We start from the raw sequence: 18210 nt of genomic DNA, 5'->3' as shown, positions 1-18210 counted from the left end.
GCTGTCTGAGTTTGAGTTGATTAACTAACAAAAACAACAGAACTCAAACAACTTTTGCCAAACGAAGCAGAGTATCACGAACACCGTCACGCCAATCTGGCAACACCATGTCAAACTTATGAGAAAAAAGACGGCTATCGAGTTGGGAGTTTAATGGACGGGCGACTTTGCTTGGATAAGCATCACTTTTGATAGGAATGACTGTGGGGATACCAGAAATCAGTCCGATGTTTTGCGCTTCTTTAAAAATAAAACAAGCGTAGTCAAACCAGTTGACTGAGCCAGAAGCAGCCACATGATATAACCCCTCTAACTTTGGCTCTGCCAGAACTCTCTGTATGGCCCGTAGCGTCACCTCTGCCAACATCAAAGCTGAAGTAGGTGTGCCAACCTGATCGCATACCACTTGTAACTCATTATGAACTTTTCCCAAGTGAAGCATAGTTTTGAGAAAATTATCTCGCCAAGGACTGTGTAACCAACTAGTACGAATGATCAGATGACGACAACCGCTGGTAATAATTGCCCGCTCTCCAGACAATTTACTCTGACCATATAAATTTAATGGTGCAGGTTGATCTGACTCCCTCCAGGGTTTATCCATTTTACCATCAAAGACATAGTCAGTTGAAAAATGAACAAATAAGGCATTATGTTGTTTGGCTATCTCTGCTAACCGAGCAACACCATCACGATTAACCTCCATAGCTAATATTGGCTCTTTTTCAGCACGAGTAACATCAGTAAAAGCCGCAGCATTTAGGATAATCGAAGGTTTTATATGAGACAATACTTGCTCAATGGAACCACTAAAAGTTGAGCATCTGGGGACCGCAGTATATCGCCAAGAAGCAGTTCTAAGTCGCGAGCATAGGGCTTGCCCAAGTTGACCAGTAGAACCATAAAGATAAATGTTAAGCTGACTCATGAGATGAAAGAATACCACGTTTACGAAGCCAAGCTAACACACGCCATATAGAGTTAACCACCCAAAAATAGAGAGAGAATACGACCAAAAACAATAATAGGCTAACTAGTTCAGGTGTATTTATCGCTTCGAGTGAAATACCAATTGCAGCAAGTAACATTGCTAATATACAGATAAGACAAAGTGTATAGCGAGAGGATAGACCGGCTCGTAAACATATATGGTGTAAATGCTCACGATCTGGTTTAAACGGAGAATGTCCTTTTCGTACCCGGCGAACCATTATGGTTACCATATCCATTAACGGAATGGCGATAAGCCAAAGTGCCGTCACTGGATACATCTGGGCTTTTGGCCCTTGAGTACCTTGCAACAAAACCCATATCACAGTAAAGCCGATCAACATGCTACCAGCGTCTCCCATAAATACCTTACGGTGTACGCCAAATAGAAAACCTAAATTAAGAATAATGTATGGTACCACAACGATCATCATAAGCAGGCAAAATCGTGCAAGCCATATCTGCTCATCAATATAATTGATATAGGCCAAACCTCCAAAGGTGGCGATCGTGAGACCACCTAGAAGTCCATCAATGCCATCGACCATGTTAAAGGCATTAATAGCCCCCAGCACAGCAAAAATAGTTACAATATAACCCAAAGGCCCCAATACTAACTCATGACCAAATGCGAGCCCACCTAAGCTTTTAAGAGATAATCCTGCACCGAAAATCATTGCACAAGAAATAAGAATTTGAATAACAAGACGAATTCTATAATCAACATCATACTTATCATCGATAGCCCCCATAAGTACAAGCACTGATGCGCATAGAACATAAATATCAGAACCGACTAGTAACTCAGGTTTATACCATAAAGCCAACATTAGGGTAACATATATTGATATCCCTCCCACTAATGGTATGACCCCTTGATGCAGCTTACGCTCATTAGGCCGATCAACTAGGTTGATCTTTTTTGCTATTTTCCTAAAGATAAACAATACAACAAATGCGATGATAAAAAAAAACGAATACGCCATAGACCACCATGTATAGATTATTACTACCAACCTATAACTCAACTGAGAGAAAATGTTTATACTGACAGGAAAGATATAGATTTTAGTGAATCATCAACCAGTTTTTTTGCCACATCAAATGTGTCAGCTTCAGCATAACATCTCAGTTCTGGTGCATTTCCAGATGGTCGAAGATGAACTATGCTGTTATCTGTCAAAAATAAACGTAGTCCATCTGTACAATCTGTATAAGAAACACATCTATCGTTCAAGCCCAATGTCATAAGCAGAGATTGAGGGTCACCTTTCCCTAAAGCAATTAGTTCATTACTAAGAGTTATAGGGAAATTTTTGATACGGTCGGAATGAGTAAAACGCTGTGGAAGAGTAGATACCAAAGTGGATATATTATTACTATCTGCTGCTGCAAGTAACATCAAAAATGGCAATACTGCATCGCGAGTAGGGAGAGCCTTTAGCACTTTTCCTCTAATCTCGATATCACTACCAAGAATAAATCCCCCATTAGCTTCAAACCCAGCTACACGTCGATATTCACTACGCAACCTCAAAAACTCTGCAATAACATATGGAGAGCCAATTTTGGTACAAGTAACATGCGAAAATCGCCCGCAATTCATAACTGATGTATTACAACTTACAGGAATCGCCAATGCTTCTATATTTAACTCATCAGCACAAAGTAAGCCCAGAATATCACCACGGAGCCATTCACCATTTTCATCCGCAACCAAAGGGCGATCCCCATCACCATCGGTCGAGAAAATCGCATTCAACTGGTATTGTTCAGACCACAACCGCGCTTTAGCTTTATCTTCTTCACCCACAGCTTCAGTATCAATAGGCACGAACTGATCACTACGCTCTATGCAAACCACCTCAGCACCCAATGATTCAAATAACGGAGCATAGAGTTCACGCCCTGCACTGGAGTGCTCATAAATGCCAATTCTTTTACCTATCAACAGATCGGCAGAAAACAAGGAAGAATAACGAGCACAATAACTATCTGCAGCCCGTGAATCAGGCTTCAATATAGGCAATGAAAGTAATGGTTCAAATTCAACCTGTACTTGAAGGATAGACAACTCATCAGCTTTAGTAATTTCACCATCGGGGCGATAAAACTTAAGACCATTACGATCAAAAGGGATATGGCTTCCCGTAACCATAATACAAGGTATATTATCTTGCATTGCTTGATAGGCTAATGCAGGTGTGGGGATCACACCATAATAAACAGGCTCTACACCCGCCTGTAACAAAGCAGCAGCACACGCCTGCGCCATTGCATAACTACTGGGGCGATTATCGACCGCCAATGCCAGTTGGTTGGTGGAAAACTCATGGCGCAATACAGCGACAAAAGCATGGGTAAATGCAGCACAGACATCAGGGGTAAAATCGATGACTAAGCCACGGGCACCACTTGTACCAAAGGAGATGCCGCTCTGAGTAATAATATCTTTGGAATTTCTCATTATTTTTTTACCAGAAACTGTGGGATTTTCGATAAATTTTTCAACGTGACAGCCAATGGCCAAAATATACCATTATTACGCATCGCTTTAATATCCTCGTGAGTTTTCTGGAGAATATTATCCAACGAACGATTACTGACCCCACCTACTCGCATTTTTATTAAAACTTTAGGTAAATACCCGGCACTGATTTTTCCACGCCACAGATAGCGAAGAACTGAATCATAATCAGCCGCAATTTTATAATTCAGATCAAAGCAGTTCATTTCTTTGTACAAACTACGCTTCATATAAAATGTAGGATGCGCAGGCATCCAACCATACTGTAATTTATTTCTATTGTAGTGACCACTTTTCCAGTGACGAACGATTTTATTTATATTCTCTTGCTGAACATACTCGAGGTCAGCATAAACTGCATCATGGTTTCCTGATTTAAAAATATCCACGAGGTCCTGAATAGCCTCAGGATAGGCAAGTAGATCATCCGAATGCAAAAAACCAACTATATCTCCAGTCGCTTTTGAAATACCCTTGTTGAGGGCATCATAAATCCCATTATCTGGCTCAGATATGAGCTGGCTTACCCGAGAACAATTCTGTCTTATCACCTCAAGCGTATTATCCTTAGAAGCACCATCAACAATAATATATTCAATATCAGAGTAAGTCTGGCTCTCTAATGAAGCAAGAGTGTCATGAATGGTGGCAGCACTGTTAAACGTTGCCGTGATAATACTGACCTTCATCAATAACCCACTCCAGCAGATGGAATACGCACAATATCATCTTCCTCAAGATACACACCGCTACGTACTTCGATCATTTCCAACGGAATTTTACCGGGGTTTTCGATAGCATGGGCTACTCCAACCGGAATATAGGTCGATTCATTTTCTGAAATCAAAAAGGTTTCATCCCCTCGGGTTACCCGCGCGGTACCAGAGACAATAATCCAGTGTTCAGCGCGGTGATAATGCATTTGCAGCGCCGTTTTTTGCCCTGGCTTCACCATCACCTGTTTAACGTGATAACGCAGCCCATCGGCAATCGCATCGTGGCTGCCCCAAGGGCGAAATACTTCGCGGTGTTGCAATTGTTCGGGGCGATTGGCGGCTTTTAATTGATTGACAATACCTTTGATCTCTTGGACTCGATCTTTATGGGCCACCAACACCGCATCTTTGGTCTCGACCACCACCACATCATCAATACCAACCGTAGCAGTTAAACGGTGCTGAGCATAGATAAGGCTGTTGTGAGTCTGCTCGGTTAACACATCACCATGCAGCACATTGCCTTGCGCGTCTTTGTCGCTCACTTCCCACAGTGCCGACCAAGAGCCGACATCGCTCCAATTGGCATCTAGCGGCATCACCACAGCGTTGGCGGTTTTTTCCATCACCGTATAGTCGATGGAATCGTCTGGGCAAGCGGCAAAGGCATCTGGATCTAGGCGGATAAAATCCAGATCATCTTGCGCTAAGGCCAAAGCTTGCTCACAGGCAGCCATTATAGCGGGGTTATGCTGTTTAAGCTCTTGCAGGTAGACAGAGGCCTTAAACAAGAACATGCCGCTGTTCCACAAATAACGGCCATCGGTCAGATATTGCTGAGCGGTGGTTAAATCAGGTTTCTCGACAAATGCTGCGACCGTGCTGGCACCATAGCCCACTTCACTAGCCTGCTGGATATAGCCATAACCGGTTTCTGGCGCGGTGGGTACTATGCCAAACGTCACCAACTTATTCTGCTCAGCTAGGGGAATCGCCGCTTGCACCGCTTGGCAAAAGGCGGCAGGTTTGGCGATCACATGGTCGGCGGCCAGCACCAGCAATATGGGATCGTCCCCTTGTGCGCAGGCATGCAGGGCAGCAATAGCCACTGCCGGAGCCGTGTTGCGGCCAAACGGCTCCAGCGCAATCCCGCTGTGTTGCAAATGCCCTTTGCGCAACTGCTCGGCCACAATGAACCGGTGCTCTTGATTGCAGATGATGAAAGCCGGCTGATGTGCTAACGGGCTCAGGCGCAGCAAAGTCTCTTGCAGCAGAGTGACATCACTAGTCAGGGATAAGAACTGCTTGGGGAACAGAGTGCGCGACAAAGGCCACAGACGAGTACCAGATCCTCCGGCCATTACAACTGGCAATAACATGGCGTTACGTCCTTTCTAAAAAATAATCTTTGGTATGCTGATGCACGCCAGGATCTTGCAACAATTCATTCACATAAAACCAGTGATATTGATCGTGCTGGCTTACTGGCAGCTCATTATGATGACCCTGCCACAGCACTTCATATCCCAGCACTACGTAATGGGTTGAAAAATCTTCACCTGAGAAATTATCGGCATAAAAGTGCTCATAGGGGCCGAGAAAGCGAGCATTTTCACGACTAGCTGCAATCCCTAACTCCTCCTCGGTTAAACGCCAAAAAGCATCATTTAACCGTTCATCTTTACGCACTCGACCACCTGGAACAAACCAAAAACCTTGCGCCGGGCGATTTAACCTTCGCCCAAGCAGTACCTGCCCAAGCTCATTGCGTACAATCAAATCAATTGAGATAAGTGGCGTTACCGCCACTATCTGTTGAAATTGTGTCTTATCCAACCAGTGATTTGGCTTATTTGCGAAACTCATCTTGGTGCTCCATGAACCACTGATAAGTCAGAGTCAAACCTGCCTCTAACGAGTGGGTGTAACGCCAACCCAGGTTAGCCAAACGGCTCACATCCATCAGCTTGCGTGGAGTGCCATCAGGTTTAGTGGCATCAAATACCACCTCACCGGCAAAACCCACCACCTTGGCCATCGTCTCTGCCAACTCGCGGATCGTACAATCAACACCGGTTCCCACATTGATATGGGAGAGCATTGGCTGGGTATTGGCCTGATATACCTCGTTCGCCAGTTCCATAACATGAATGCTGGCGGCCGCCATATCATCTACATGCAAGAACTCACGCATCGGCGTACCACTTCCCCACACCACCACTTCACTAGCCTCCTGCAATTTGGCTTCATGGAAGCGCCGCAACAAAGCAGGGATCACATGGGAGTTTTCAGGGTGGAAATTGTCATTCTCGCCATACAGGTTGGTGGGCATTACGCTGCGATAGTCGCGACCATATTGACGATTATACGACTCACACAACTTGATTCCGGCGATCTTGGCGATGGCATAAGGTTCGTTCGTAGTCTCCAAAGTTCCTGTCAGCAATGCAGCCTCGGTCATTGGCTGCGCGGCCAACTTGGGATAAATACAGGAAGAGCCCAAAAACAATAACTTCTGCACGCCAGCCTGATGTGCGGCATGAATGATATTGCACTCCATTACCAGGTTTTCATAAATGAACTCGGCTGGATACGTGTTATTGGCATGGATACCGCCCACCTTGGCTGCTGCAAGATAAACCTCATCGATCGCTTCAGCGGCAAAGAAACGCTCGACCGCATCTTGGCGAGTGAGATCAAGCTCCTTACGCGACCGCACGACCAGTTCCACATCATTGCGAAGAGCCAACTGGCGGCAGATAGCCGAACCGACCATCCCCCGATGGCCGGCGACAAACACGCGCTTTTTATGGGTGTTCTGCTTGGTCATCTCTTAATTCTCCAGTGAGATAGCCACATCAAAACCGTTGGCCTTGAGCAAGGCATGCTGTTTGGCTTGTTGCATATCGTTGGCAACCATTTCGGCACACATCTCTTCGACAGTGATCTCAGGTACCCAACCCAGCTTGGCCTTAGCCTTGGCAGGATCGCCCAGCAAGGTTTCAACCTCAGCGGGACGGAAATAACGCGGATCCACCCGAACAATGACATCCCCAACGTTAACTGCCGGTGCATTATCACCTCTCACAGCCGTTACAGTGGCGATTTCATCAACCCCTTCACCACTGAACGCAAGTTCAATCCCTGCCTCTTTTGCAGACATACGCACGAATTCGCGAACAGAAATCTGCTTGCCAGTGGCAATGACAAAATCCTCTGCCGCGTCTTGTTGCAGCATCATCCACTGCATCCGCACATAATCCTTGGCATGACCCCAATCTCGCAGGGAGTCCATATTGCCCAAGTAGAGGCACTGCTCAATGCCCTGAGCTATATTGGCAATCGCCCGAGTGATCTTGCGGGTCACAAAGGTTTCACCACGGCGCGGTGACTCGTGGTTAAACAGAATTCCGTTGCAGGCATACATGCCATAAGACTCGCGGTAGTTTACCGTGATCCAGTAGGCATACATCTTGGCTACTGCATAAGGAGAACGGGGGTAGAAAGGCGTGGTCTCCCGTTGTGGAATCTCTTGAACCAAGCCATATAACTCAGAGGTAGAAGCCTGATAGAAACGGGTTTTTTCCGCAAATCCATTGACCCGAATAGCTTCCAAAATTCGCAAAGTGCCAAGAGCATCGACATCCGCAGCATATTCTGGAGAGTCAAAAGAAACAGCCACATGTGACATAGCCCCGAGATTATATACCTCATCGGGAGCGATTTCTTTAATCAAGCGATTAAGATTAGAGCTATCAGACAAATCACCATAGTGAAGTTTAATATTATTAGAGCTATTGCACAGATTATCGATCCTTGTTGTATTGTAAGACGAGGCTCGACGAATTAACCCATGTACTTCATAACCCTTTTCCACCAATAACTCGGCTAAGTAAGATCCATCTTGGCCGGTAATACCTGTAATAAATGCCTTTTTCATAAATACGCTACCATAATAATTTATTGACATGAACTTCGTTCAGAGAGAGAAATTATATCAAGATATTTTCGCGAAATCACTTCATATGAAAAATTATCTTTGATATGTTTTCTTGCTCTGAGTGCATAATTGTTTTTTTCTTCACCAGAAAGAGAAGCTAGCTGAATCAGCTTATCTGCAAGTGAAGTCGGTTCAAAAGGCTCTGCCAGGAGCCCATTAACCCCATCAATAATTATATCAGTTAGCCCTGACGTCCTAAAAGCAACAGCAGGAGTACCACACGCCATCGATTCTGCAGCTACCTGGCCAAATGACTCAACAATTGAGGGGACAACAACACAATCTGATGCACAAAAAAGATCGGCTAGAATATTCTGATCTCTAATGTGCCCAGCATATGATGTATGAAATCCATGCATAATCCTTTCTTTACCTGATTGACCAAAGACTACACATCTTATTGTTTTATCATTATACCTTAACCTTTCAGCCACAATTTTTAATGCACATTCCAAAATACCACCACCTTTAAGTGGGTTTTTTTTGCCTCCTATCGCACCAAAACATATTACAAAATCATCATTTTTAAATCCTAAATCAGACCTTATTTTATTACGATTAACTTTAGGATGAAATACATTGACATCGATAGGGTTTGGCAATAAAAAAACCTTGGCATTTTTCAAGATAAGACTTTTTTTTGCCCTTTCCAACATCCAATTTGAAGGTACGGTGTATATAATATCATGTCTGTCTCTTAACTTAGCCAGTTTGGTTTTCCAGACAATATAGCGCCAACCAAATCCACAAGAGCCAGGAGAGAAAAATTTATAACCATTGACAAATGCTAGCTCATTAGTATTTACATCATAACAATGTTCACTTCCGCAATATAGCCACTCATCATGCATTGTTACAATAGAGCCTTGAGGTATTTTATCCAAATCAAAAATACTTATCGTGTCATTATTAAACCAGTGCAAATGAAAAATCTCTTCCTTTTTATTTTCAAATGCAGTAATTACGGGGCGATATGAAAATAGATTCAATGAATGCTTTATCGGATTTTGGTTAATTTGAAATAGCCCCCCCCCCCATGATAATACACGCTTTATAAATTGCATTACATTTGCATCATCTTGATTTATTGTATTAACATCTCTAATGCTAGCAAGAATATCGGTAAATTTTCTTGCAGCAATAGCAGCCCCGCCTTTTGATAGTGAAAAGGAGACAACATTTACTTTTTTCATGATAAATATATATTTACCTGAGCAAGGTCTTTTTCTCCAACGCTGAAGTTCTCAACGTTATTTAAAAAGAACGAATATTTTTCTGTCATTTCATCTATTGCATTAGATAGCGATGAAATAGATGAATCAGAATAAATGATTCCAGTACAAGGATTTTCAACCAACTCGATATTGCAGCCAACATAAGATGAGCAAATAATAGGAAGGCCAAAATAAAGTGCCTCCTCAACTACCAGTCCCCAAGGCTCGCTGTGTGATGGTAACAAAAATACATCGTGCGACTGATAGATGTCCGCAAGATCTTTATTGTTAACGGAACCGACTAAAGTCACATTATGGGGCGATATCTTTGCGAGTTGTTCTCTTAATGGTCCATCACCAACAATGGTCAAATTTAGTTCAGGATGTTCTTTGAAATATTTAATAGCAAAAAACAATCCTTTCTCTGGCGCTAGCCGCCCGACATACAAAAAATTAACTGGTGTTTTAATGCTTCTTAGTTTCGTGCACTCTTTTTCACAATCGGAATCAGTGATATTAATTATCCCAACGCCTTTAGTGAGGTGCACATCCCCTTTGAAATCTAGAGCCTTGAGCAGCTCATGATGTGGAGAGCCACTGCAATATGCAGTAGAAATCCTAGAAAGGAAAATCTGCTTAATTATTTTCTTCAGAAGCCCAATCTTGCTTTCGTAAATTGTTGATTCAACAACAACGGCATTACCTGCACGTCTGTGCAAAAACATACTTAACCAGAACTCAGGTAAATCCCACCCTCCGACAACTAGCTTATCAATGGACAAGGAAAATAATACATTGGCTAGTTTCAAACAAGATGTAATAACATTTCTTTTTTCGAATGACCCAGCGTTGATGATTTTGTATTTAAAGTTAATAGTTGCGCTAGTAAAATCTTTATTTCTTATCGCAGATGTATCAGATATAAACAGGACCAGTATCTTTTTTTTCTTTGCAAGCTCATTATATAGGTTTATTTTGTAAAAAGCCGGCAAGTGAGTTACAAACACCAGTTCATAATGTCCCATTAGTACTCCCCAAAGATAAAACGTTCCATCTCTCTTCTGACAGAAGTTTTCCCCATGTTTTCTCTCAAAGATAAAGTGCCGTTCATCGCAATGCTATCAATCAACTCTCTTTTGTCCATCAACTTCTTCAAGCAATTAATTAATTCATCAGCATCATTACCTTTTAAATAACAAGCACCATCTTGGCCCAGAACACTTTTTACATCGCTAATATCTGTCGCAATGACCAATAGTTTATTGCTAGAATACTCGACTACTTTGGATGGAAAGGTTGTATCTGCATAAATACCGCCAACGGGTTTCAGAGACAACCCGATATCGGAAGTCGCAAGCAACTTACTATACTCAACATTATTTAGTCGACCATAAACTCTAACCGCTGGAGCCTGAGAACTGGACTCCAGTTCACGGAAATCGCAAATGCTATCACCCATCCCACAAATTGAAAACTCGAGACTATCCATCCAATCATCATAGTTTTCCCGCATCTTATGTATAGCAGCAATCAATCTATTAGCGCCTGTATCAGCAATCAAAGTGCCAGAGAGCAGTACATAGACCTTGTTTTTTGCGCAGAAAAACTTAGATGACTCAAGATGTTCATCTATCACACCATAATAGTTTTTTACTGGTCTGACTTTCGTGTAAATAGATAATGCTGAGCAAGCCAGAAATGCACCATGATGACAACATTTATCAAATAAAAATGGTATCGCCCTTTCCAATTTACGCTTTATTGATCTCCGCCCATCATCAACCTCACCATCTTCAAGGTCTATGAATTGTTTTGCGCCGAGATAGTAACCAAAGATCACACCGAATATATAGGCAGGCATCCGATTATAATAAATAAATGAACTTTTATTTCTTTTCCATAATTTCCAGATAAAATAAGGCAAAGCAAACAATGTTATAAGCTCAGAAACTACTGAAATATGACAAAAAGGAAGATATATAACAGCCACACCATCCTTGCGTTCAACTTTTGCCTTATAGAACTGCAAACTACCATTTCCTTTACCACGCCCTAAACTAAGGATATAGCTTCTAACACGACGAGATTTAATAGTATTTGCCCACATTAAGACTTTACGTGTTGCTGCTGGGCTATCAGAAGATATTTCCCTCTCATTCCTGAGTTTGTCACTAACAGCATTAGAAACAATAACACATGACTTCATGCCAACCTTCTCTTTATGACTGCGGGTACCCCTGCGACTAGGACATTATCGGGAATATCTCGTGTGACAACTGAACCAGCTGCGACAACAACCCCTTTCCCTATAGTGACGCCACCTATGATAAGTACATCTGCACCTATCCAACACCCATCACCTATTGATATAGGTAATGCAACCCCCTCACCAGCTCGTCTGCTTGGATCACCAAGACAATGAGATCCTGGTACAAATTTCACTAGCGGTCCGATATCACATTTCGCCCCTATCTCAATAGTGATATCTTTGTGGCTATAGATAATACACCCTGGACTTAACCAAGTGCTATCACCAATTATCACTTTCCCATTACCATAAATTCCACCACCACCACAGAAAGATACATTGTGGCCAATATCAACCTTTGCCAACTTTAATAAAACTCTGCGTAATGCGAAGAGACGAGTAACAGGAAGAATACCTAATATTAGTCTAACCAGATGACGCCACATTACTAGCATTCTCCTTTTTAATTCTCATAATGACAAGGCATGTCACCATAAACACACGACTATAATCAGATGCAGAATATGCCTCACCTTTAAGCATCGCTACAAAAAAAATAAAAAACACCAACATACATCTTGAAACACTATAACTCCATTCGCTCTTATCGTATAGAGAGCATGAAATATAAAAATATAAAAATATGATGGCGCATAAAGATACCAGACCACCCGAATTAATCAACCGAACGAAACCTATATCTGAATAACAATCTGACTCAGCATTACAACTGTATGAACGACCAAATAAAGCATCCCAACTTGAAGTTGGAATATGTATCATACCTTCCAGATCACTTAATGTTGTAGCTTGGTTATTACTTGAATTTGAAAACTGGTTAACTCCTTCTTTCAGCCAATCCAAGGTAGCATTATCACTGAAAGAAAATAACCCAAAAAATAAAAATAGAGAAATTGAGGTTATAAAAAAAAGTACAAATAGATGCTTAATATTATTCTTTGAGCATGTAACTAGCATCCAGAAAAGAGCCAAAAGCAATACTGCAAGGCCAACTCTCGCATTTAAAGAGATGAGTAAAACACCCAGGATAAAATAAAATGCTTTAACCGTAGGTTTTTCATATCGCTCAGTAATAATCAATGCGACACAAAGCGCTATAGCTAAAGGAAGACCATATAAATGATGCTTACTAACACCAAACCCTCGGTAAATAATAGCATTTTTAAACGCCTCCCCTTGATAAGCAACCCCCTCATAGATGTAGCTTAGCAACGACTCCCTTATTTGAGGGAAGCAGAACATTATAATAGCAAAGACGGTCTGAAATAAAATAAGTGATTTTAATAGAAGCAATAATTCCTTGTACTTATTAACTCTAAAAGTATAAATCAACACATTTGCAATTATAAAACTCTCTATTATTACCCTAATCACTCCAGCCGAGTTATCCCAACCATTAGAAAGCAATAATAAAAAGAGTAAAAAAAACAAAGCGACACGAATTCTTTTTGGATAAAAGACCTTGCCTCGTAAAAATATCAAGACTAATGAAAAAATATAAAATACCGCTTGCCCATAGCCACCAATCGAATTGGCGGCGCAACATCCCATAAAAAAGAATAAACAAGCTAAATTATGTCGAGATGTTAGGCTAGTTTCAGGAAGATGAGTTGCCATGAGTATTATTTTTTTGCCAACAGAAAATTAACTTGGTAAATCCAATTATAAAATCTTTTGTCATAAAAAACTTATGATGTAGACATAAATACTTCATTGCTTCCTTTTTATAATCCCTACTCAACTGTCTGAATGAAAAAAGCGACCAGATAATCTTTGCATCTTCATATATTTTATAGCTTTTAAATCTGTCTAAAATAATATGATGATATTTAGCAATCAATGCTAAATTACCAGTTGTATTAGATGAATGAATTCTATATTTCGCTAGAATATTTGGAAGGACATCAATAGTCCCACCATTAACAGTTAACTTTAACCACAAATACAGATCTTCCACCTTAAGACTTTCATCAAAAAACGTTTTATCTACAATGTCCGCTCTGAATAATATTGTAGCTGGAGGTATATTAAAACCAGAAGTCATAACGCGTGCAAAGTCGTACGACTCTATGAGGTTCATAGGATTTTTATTTTGTGTTATTACATTATATTCATTTATAACATTAACATTGGCACAACATGCAACAGCAAGATTATTTTGCTCCATGTAGTCAACTTGAGTCTGAATTTTATGCTCTAGCCATATATCATCAGACGCAACTATCGCTATATATTTACCATGGCACAACTTCAAGCTCTCTTTTAATGTTTTAGATAAACCTTTGTTATTCTGGTTTACATATATAAACTCATTTTCTTTTATTAACCTTGTTATAACTTCATGGGAGGAATCGCTAGAACCATCATTAACTACTATCAACTCAATATTATTGTAACTCTGAGACAAGACACTCTTGATTGCATCTTCAACGTATTTTTCATGGTTATAGACAGGGATAATCACTGAGACTTTGCACATATAAACCTTCTGGCATAAAAATATTTAACTAACAATTTTGTTTTTATTAAAGAATATAACAATGAAATAAATGACATAGCTAAATAAATACGCAAAATTAACACCATCAACACCATGATGATGAACTAGCATTTGGGAAAGTATGACAAAGGATACAGAAAAAAGTATTTCAGTAGAGATAAACCATTTCGTTTTCCCTCTTGATATCATCGGATATGCATATAACCATGATGCTATTTTGACTATATCACCACATAATTGAACAAGAAATAGCTCCCTAGCATCATAAAATTCTCTTGTAAAAAGAGTTAATATAGCAAAATCACGTAACACATATACCAAGAGAGCAAGCAATGAAACAACAGGAACAATTATCAGTGCCGTGTTACTTATTTCTTTTAAAATAAGTTTACCACAATTCAATGATGACAAACGAGGTAAGTAATAAGTGCTTAGAGCAATAGTAATAACACCTAGGTATACCTCTGATATTTTCCATACAGCTTGCCAATTCCCGGCAGCCTCCCAACCCACATTACTTACCAATATGTTCCTGACCAAGATCAATGATATAGGCATAGTTAAAGAACTGGTCAAGGCCATTAACATATAATGGCCAATAGCTATTCTTGCTTCTTTTTCTGTCTTCCCCCACAAATATCGCATCTTAAACCACGGTTGCCTTAAATTCCCAGCAAGCATAACACTGCCAATTAAAGCACTTTGTACTGATGCCGCAAACAAAGCGCCATTAAGATTTGCCTCCATAATCATGTATAGCATAACTAAACCAGATACTATCGAAGACATCATGCCCAAAACGATATATCGACGATAGTTTTGCAAACCATTAATCACTGAGTTTAAAAAAGTACCCACTGCTGCTAAAGGTAATGCAATTACTGTAACAATAATAACCCAGTAAAACTGGGTGTCATTAAATAACCATTGTGATATATTATTTGAAAATAAAATCGTCAACGGTAAAACTATTGTAAGAATAATCAAAACCCATTGTAGTGATGCTTTCCACCAACGGGCGCATTCATCGTATCCGGAATCTTTTTTTTCCGCTGTATAGCGAACTATACCACTACCTACAGGTGAATTAATAATTCCGTTTAGTGTTGCAACCAGGCTTTGAATTTGTCCCAGCATAGCCATACCTGTTGGACCAGTATATATGGCAACAACTTTAGCAATGACAAACCCCATCCCCATACGCAACAAGGTTAATAACCCTGACATTGCAGTAACTTTAAGCAAACGCTTCATGCAACAAAACCGTTTACTGAATTGATAACATGAGAAATAGCGTCATTACTCATTGTAGGATCGAGAGGGAGAGATAAAACCTCTTGGTGAATGTTCTCGGTCAATGGCAAAGAAATGCCATTCCATTCCTGATATGCTTGCTGTTTATGGGGAGGAACAGGGTAGTGGATAAGAGTTTGAACTCCTTGCTCATTCAGCCACTGCTGTAACTCTGCCCTTTTGGCAGAGCGAACAACAAATAAATGCCATACATGTCCACTTTCAACTTCTACTTGTGGCAAAACAATCAACGGGTTATTAATATTTTCACGATATATCATTGAAATCTGTTGACGTCGCAAAGTTTCATCTTCCAGATATGTTAGTTTAACTCGTAGCATGGCAGCCTGAATTTCATCGAGGCGACTATTTACACCTTGGTAAATATTCTCATACTTTTTGTGAGAGCCATAGTTACGTAATGCTTTTAACGTTTTAGCCAACTCATCATCGTTTGTAGTAATTGCACCAGCATCTCCCAAAGCGCCAAGGTTTTTGCCCGGATAGAAGCTAAAACCGGCCGCATCTCCCCAGCTACCAGCGCGCTGGCCATTCACTTCCGCACCATGAGCCTGAGCACAATCCTCCAGCACCAGTAAATTATGTTGCTTGGCTATGGCCATAAGCTCTAGCATGGGAGAAAGCTGGCCGTATAAGTGCACAGGCAAAATAGCTTTAGTTTTAGGGGTTATTGCAGCCTGTACAGCTACAGGGTCTAGGTTATAAGTGCCAGGATGCGGCTCAACCAATATCGGGACCAAATCATTTTCGGTAATGGCAAGCACTGATGCGATATAAGTATTAGCCTGTACAATAACTTCATCACCCGCGCTTATTTTTCCAAGCTCTTTCCAAGCACGCAGAGTTAGGATTAACGCATCCAGTCCATTGGCGACCCCAATCGCATGTTTAGTTCTACAGTATATGGCGAACTCTTCTTCAAAGGCAGCAAGCTCATTACCCATGATATACCAACCAGAGTCTATTACACGAGCACAGGCATCTTTGAGCTCTTGTTGGTATTTGCAATTTATGGATTTCAAATCGAGAAAATTAATCACTTTACACCTACGATGTTCTATGAATAAATTACACTACAATGATGACAAAACACTCAACCAATATTCGTTTTTTTGATTTTTAAGATAATCAAATACAGTCATACCTCTATAGTCAGACAGACTTAAATCGGCACCGAGAGATTTCAACTCTTCAAGATACTTAACGGAGTTATGTTCAATTGCATAATCTTTGGCATACATAAAAACGGTGGTACCATTATAATTAGTATCATTTATATTTGCACCACACTCTAACAGCTGGCGAATAACATTAAGCTGGCCATTATAGGCCGCTACAATTATTGGCGACCATCCTTTGTCATTTTTTTCATTAACATTGAACTTGTTAAGATAAGCTCGTACTAACTCTACATCATTTTTCGAACAAGACTGCATTAATAGAGAAAATGTATCTTTATATACTTTTACATCAAAATCTACACTGCTTAATATGATGTATTGTTCTGTCTCTTCTAAAATAATTCCGGCTTTTGGGACTGATTTTGTATCCAAAATTTCACAACCACATACGTGGTGCCCAAAAACCCTGGGAAGTTGATATGTTCTGAAAGTAAAAGCATTAATTGAATTTTTAATTTCAATGGCAGTTTTATTTAAATCAATTATAACATTGCTATAGTCTATGCTTTTCTTTGAATAATAGCTGGAACCTTTAGCTTGCTGTCGGACGCATGCGATATTATCGTAAAACAAAGCATCCAATTTTGAAATAACTAAGTCTGTACCAAATGAAATGTACTTTTGATACAAACTAGCTGCAGTTTCATCCTCTGATAACTCGAATACTGACTGGGCCATAATATCTCCAGTATCAATACCTGAATCTATCTTGTGAAGTGTTACCCCTGTTTCAGCTTCACCATTTATTATTGGCCAAGCAGATGTATACATTCCTTTATATGCTGGAAGCTTGGAAAAGTGAATGTTATATAATTGCGTACTTTTAAATAAAGATGGATTTATTATCTTATCGAACTCTAAAGATAAAAAAACCAGGTCATCTATCTCGTATGCCTCTGAAAGTTCAATAATCTTGACATCATTTGACTGACAGTATTTTTTAAATGAACGCTGAAAACCGTCAACACCTTTATCGGTTGAATTAATAACCGCTTGGATGCTCACGCCAGGATAGTGTCCCCTGATATGATCTACCACATCAACTGCAATATTATTTTTTCCTGCTACAACAACTGAACGATCACAACTCATTTTTAGCCACACTCAAAAAATAATCATAATCACGAATGTAATCAGACTCATCATACAGCTGATCAGCAAGAACCATCAGCACACAGTCAGCAGAAAAGTCATGCATTTCCCGCCACATAAAGGATTCAATCAGCAAGCCTTGGGCCGGATTATCGAGCAACACCTCGACACGCTCGTTACCATCATCCAATACAAAACGGCAAGACCCGCGCACTGCAATAGCCACTTGTTTAAGCGCCTTATGGGCATGAAATCCCCGAGCAACACCTTGGACTGTGCCATAAATGTAATAAACCCGCTTAATATCAAATGGGATTTGGCGGTTTGCTTCTAGTGCGACTAACGCACCACGCTCATCCCCTAGCGCAGCAAAATCAATTATATTAATCAGGGTCATGACAATCCCT

18 protein-coding genes are annotated in these 18210 nt (G+C 40.6%); all 18 read right to left on the bottom strand.

The genetic code is table 11. The annotated features are described in order from the left end of the window. Window positions 1-43 precede the first annotated feature (43 nt). From rfbD to NOM67_RS09370, 18 genes are read right to left on the bottom strand one after another with little or no spacing between them, the layout of a single operon-like run. The gene (rfbD, locus tag NOM67_RS09455; RefSeq protein WP_156852186.1) at window positions 44-928 is read right to left on the bottom strand and encodes a dTDP-4-dehydrorhamnose reductase; all 885 of its coding nucleotides are present in this window, start codon (window positions 926-928) and stop codon (window positions 44-46) included. Continuing rightward, complete coding sequence (gene wecA / locus NOM67_RS09450; protein ID WP_156852187.1) at window positions 915-1976, bottom strand: UDP-N-acetylglucosamine--undecaprenyl-phosphate N-acetylglucosaminephosphotransferase; 1062 nt, start codon at window positions 1974-1976, stop codon at window positions 915-917. The genes rfbD and wecA overlap by 14 nt, the downstream gene beginning before the upstream one ends. A 56-nt stretch (window positions 1977-2032) precedes the next feature. Next, window positions 2033-3457: a phosphomannomutase gene (locus NOM67_RS09445; RefSeq protein ID WP_255936331.1), complete on the bottom strand. Its 1425-nt coding sequence runs from the start codon at window positions 3455-3457 to the stop codon at window positions 2033-2035. After that, on the bottom strand, window positions 3457-4206 hold the full coding sequence (locus NOM67_RS09440; RefSeq protein WP_156852189.1) for a glycosyltransferase family 2 protein: 750 nt from the start codon (window positions 4204-4206) through the stop codon (window positions 3457-3459). The genes NOM67_RS09445 and NOM67_RS09440 overlap by 1 nt, the downstream gene beginning before the upstream one ends. After that, window positions 4206-5612, bottom strand: coding sequence for a mannose-1-phosphate guanylyltransferase/mannose-6-phosphate isomerase (locus tag NOM67_RS09435; RefSeq protein ID WP_156852190.1), 1407 nt, complete (start codon window positions 5610-5612; stop codon window positions 4206-4208). The genes NOM67_RS09440 and NOM67_RS09435 overlap by 1 nt, the downstream gene beginning before the upstream one ends. 4 nt (window positions 5613-5616) lie before the next feature. Further along, window positions 5617-6099, bottom strand: a complete 483-nt coding sequence (locus NOM67_RS09430; RefSeq protein ID WP_255936329.1) for a GDP-mannose mannosyl hydrolase — start codon at window positions 6097-6099, stop codon at window positions 5617-5619. Then, window positions 6083-7063, bottom strand: a complete 981-nt coding sequence (locus tag NOM67_RS09425) for a GDP-L-fucose synthase (protein ID WP_215807583.1) — start codon at window positions 7061-7063, stop codon at window positions 6083-6085. The genes NOM67_RS09430 and NOM67_RS09425 overlap by 17 nt, the downstream gene beginning before the upstream one ends. 3 nt (window positions 7064-7066) lie before the next feature. Beyond that, window positions 7067-8173 (bottom strand): GDP-mannose 4,6-dehydratase, encoded by a 1107-nt coding sequence (gmd, locus tag NOM67_RS09420; RefSeq protein ID WP_255936325.1) that lies wholly within the window; start codon window positions 8171-8173, stop codon window positions 7067-7069. Window positions 8174-8193: 20 nt separating this feature from the next. Beyond that, window positions 8194-9426, bottom strand: coding sequence for a glycosyltransferase (locus tag NOM67_RS09415; protein ID WP_255936323.1), 1233 nt, complete (start codon window positions 9424-9426; stop codon window positions 8194-8196). Next, the gene (locus NOM67_RS09410; protein ID WP_255936321.1) at window positions 9423-10472 is read right to left on the bottom strand and encodes a glycosyltransferase; all 1050 of its coding nucleotides are present in this window, start codon (window positions 10470-10472) and stop codon (window positions 9423-9425) included. Before NOM67_RS09410 ends, NOM67_RS09415 begins: the two co-directional genes overlap by 4 nt. After that, window positions 10472-11653 (bottom strand): glycosyltransferase, encoded by a 1182-nt coding sequence (locus NOM67_RS09405; RefSeq protein ID WP_255936319.1) that lies wholly within the window; start codon window positions 11651-11653, stop codon window positions 10472-10474. The genes NOM67_RS09410 and NOM67_RS09405 overlap by 1 nt, the downstream gene beginning before the upstream one ends. Continuing rightward, window positions 11650-12141 carry a DapH/DapD/GlmU-related protein gene (locus tag NOM67_RS09400; RefSeq protein WP_255936317.1) on the bottom strand — a complete coding sequence of 164 codons (492 nt, stop codon included), beginning with the start codon at window positions 12139-12141 and terminating at the stop codon, window positions 11650-11652. The genes NOM67_RS09405 and NOM67_RS09400 overlap by 4 nt, the downstream gene beginning before the upstream one ends. Beyond that, window positions 12122-13333 (bottom strand): hypothetical protein, encoded by a 1212-nt coding sequence (locus NOM67_RS09395; protein ID WP_255936315.1) that lies wholly within the window; start codon window positions 13331-13333, stop codon window positions 12122-12124. Before NOM67_RS09395 ends, NOM67_RS09400 begins: the two co-directional genes overlap by 20 nt. Beyond that, a complete protein-coding gene (locus tag NOM67_RS09390) occupies window positions 13314-14195 on the bottom strand; it encodes a glycosyltransferase (protein ID WP_255936313.1) in 882 nt (293 codons plus the stop codon). Before NOM67_RS09390 ends, NOM67_RS09395 begins: the two co-directional genes overlap by 20 nt. Window positions 14196-14219: 24 nt before the next feature. Then, window positions 14220-15470 (bottom strand): O-antigen translocase, encoded by a 1251-nt coding sequence (locus NOM67_RS09385; protein ID WP_255936311.1) that lies wholly within the window; start codon window positions 15468-15470, stop codon window positions 14220-14222. Continuing rightward, complete coding sequence (locus tag NOM67_RS09380; protein WP_255936309.1) at window positions 15467-16570, bottom strand: DegT/DnrJ/EryC1/StrS family aminotransferase; 1104 nt, start codon at window positions 16568-16570, stop codon at window positions 15467-15469. The genes NOM67_RS09385 and NOM67_RS09380 overlap by 4 nt, the downstream gene beginning before the upstream one ends. 33 nt (window positions 16571-16603) lie before the next feature. Continuing rightward, entirely contained in the window at window positions 16604-17803 is a 1200-nt protein-coding gene (locus NOM67_RS09375) for a formyltransferase family protein (protein ID WP_255936307.1), read from the bottom strand. Then, window positions 17793-18200 (bottom strand): FdtA/QdtA family cupin domain-containing protein, encoded by a 408-nt coding sequence (locus tag NOM67_RS09370; RefSeq protein ID WP_255936305.1) that lies wholly within the window; start codon window positions 18198-18200, stop codon window positions 17793-17795. The genes NOM67_RS09375 and NOM67_RS09370 overlap by 11 nt, the downstream gene beginning before the upstream one ends. Between the last annotated feature and the right edge of the window lie 10 nt (window positions 18201-18210).

It is taken from the genome of Aeromonas sp. SG16 (genome assembly GCF_024436135.1).
In the GTDB taxonomy this organism is placed as follows: Bacteria; Pseudomonadota; Gammaproteobacteria; order Enterobacterales; family Aeromonadaceae; genus Aeromonas; species Aeromonas jandaei.
Note: the sequence above shows the minus strand (reverse complement) of the source record. Positions and strands in the feature narration are given on the sequence as shown.

Coding starts and splice junctions, on each gene's coding strand:
- rfbD (WP_156852186.1), bottom strand. CDS start 928: ATGAGTCAGCTTAACATTTATCTTTATGGTTCTACTGGTCAACTTGGG.
- wecA (WP_156852187.1), bottom strand. CDS start 1,976: ATGGCGTATTCGTTTTTTTTTATCATCGCATTTGTTGTATTGTTTATC.
- NOM67_RS09445 (WP_255936331.1), bottom strand. CDS start 3,457: ATGAGAAATTCCAAAGATATTATTACTCAGAGCGGCATCTCCTTTGGT.
- NOM67_RS09440 (WP_156852189.1), bottom strand. CDS start 4,206: ATGAAGGTCAGTATTATCACGGCAACGTTTAACAGTGCTGCCACCATT.
- NOM67_RS09435 (WP_156852190.1), bottom strand. CDS start 5,612: ATGTTATTGCCAGTTGTAATGGCCGGAGGATCTGGTACTCGTCTGTGG.
- NOM67_RS09430 (WP_255936329.1), bottom strand. CDS start 6,099: ATGAGTTTCGCAAATAAGCCAAATCACTGGTTGGATAAGACACAATTT.
- NOM67_RS09425 (WP_215807583.1), bottom strand. CDS start 7,063: ATGACCAAGCAGAACACCCATAAAAAGCGCGTGTTTGTCGCCGGCCAT.
- gmd (WP_255936325.1), bottom strand. CDS start 8,173: ATGAAAAAGGCATTTATTACAGGTATTACCGGCCAAGATGGATCTTAC.
- NOM67_RS09415 (WP_255936323.1), bottom strand. CDS start 9,426: ATGAAAAAAGTAAATGTTGTCTCCTTTTCACTATCAAAAGGCGGGGCT.
- NOM67_RS09410 (WP_255936321.1), bottom strand. CDS start 10,472: ATGGGACATTATGAACTGGTGTTTGTAACTCACTTGCCGGCTTTTTAC.
- NOM67_RS09405 (WP_255936319.1), bottom strand. CDS start 11,653: ATGAAGTCATGTGTTATTGTTTCTAATGCTGTTAGTGACAAACTCAGG.
- NOM67_RS09400 (WP_255936317.1), bottom strand. CDS start 12,141: ATGTGGCGTCATCTGGTTAGACTAATATTAGGTATTCTTCCTGTTACT.
- NOM67_RS09395 (WP_255936315.1), bottom strand. CDS start 13,333: ATGGCAACTCATCTTCCTGAAACTAGCCTAACATCTCGACATAATTTA.
- NOM67_RS09390 (WP_255936313.1), bottom strand. CDS start 14,195: ATGTGCAAAGTCTCAGTGATTATCCCTGTCTATAACCATGAAAAATAC.
- NOM67_RS09385 (WP_255936311.1), bottom strand. CDS start 15,470: ATGAAGCGTTTGCTTAAAGTTACTGCAATGTCAGGGTTATTAACCTTG.
- NOM67_RS09375 (WP_255936307.1), bottom strand. CDS start 17,803: ATGAGTTGTGATCGTTCAGTTGTTGTAGCAGGAAAAAATAATATTGCA.
- NOM67_RS09370 (WP_255936305.1), bottom strand. CDS start 18,200: ATGACCCTGATTAATATAATTGATTTTGCTGCGCTAGGGGATGAGCGT.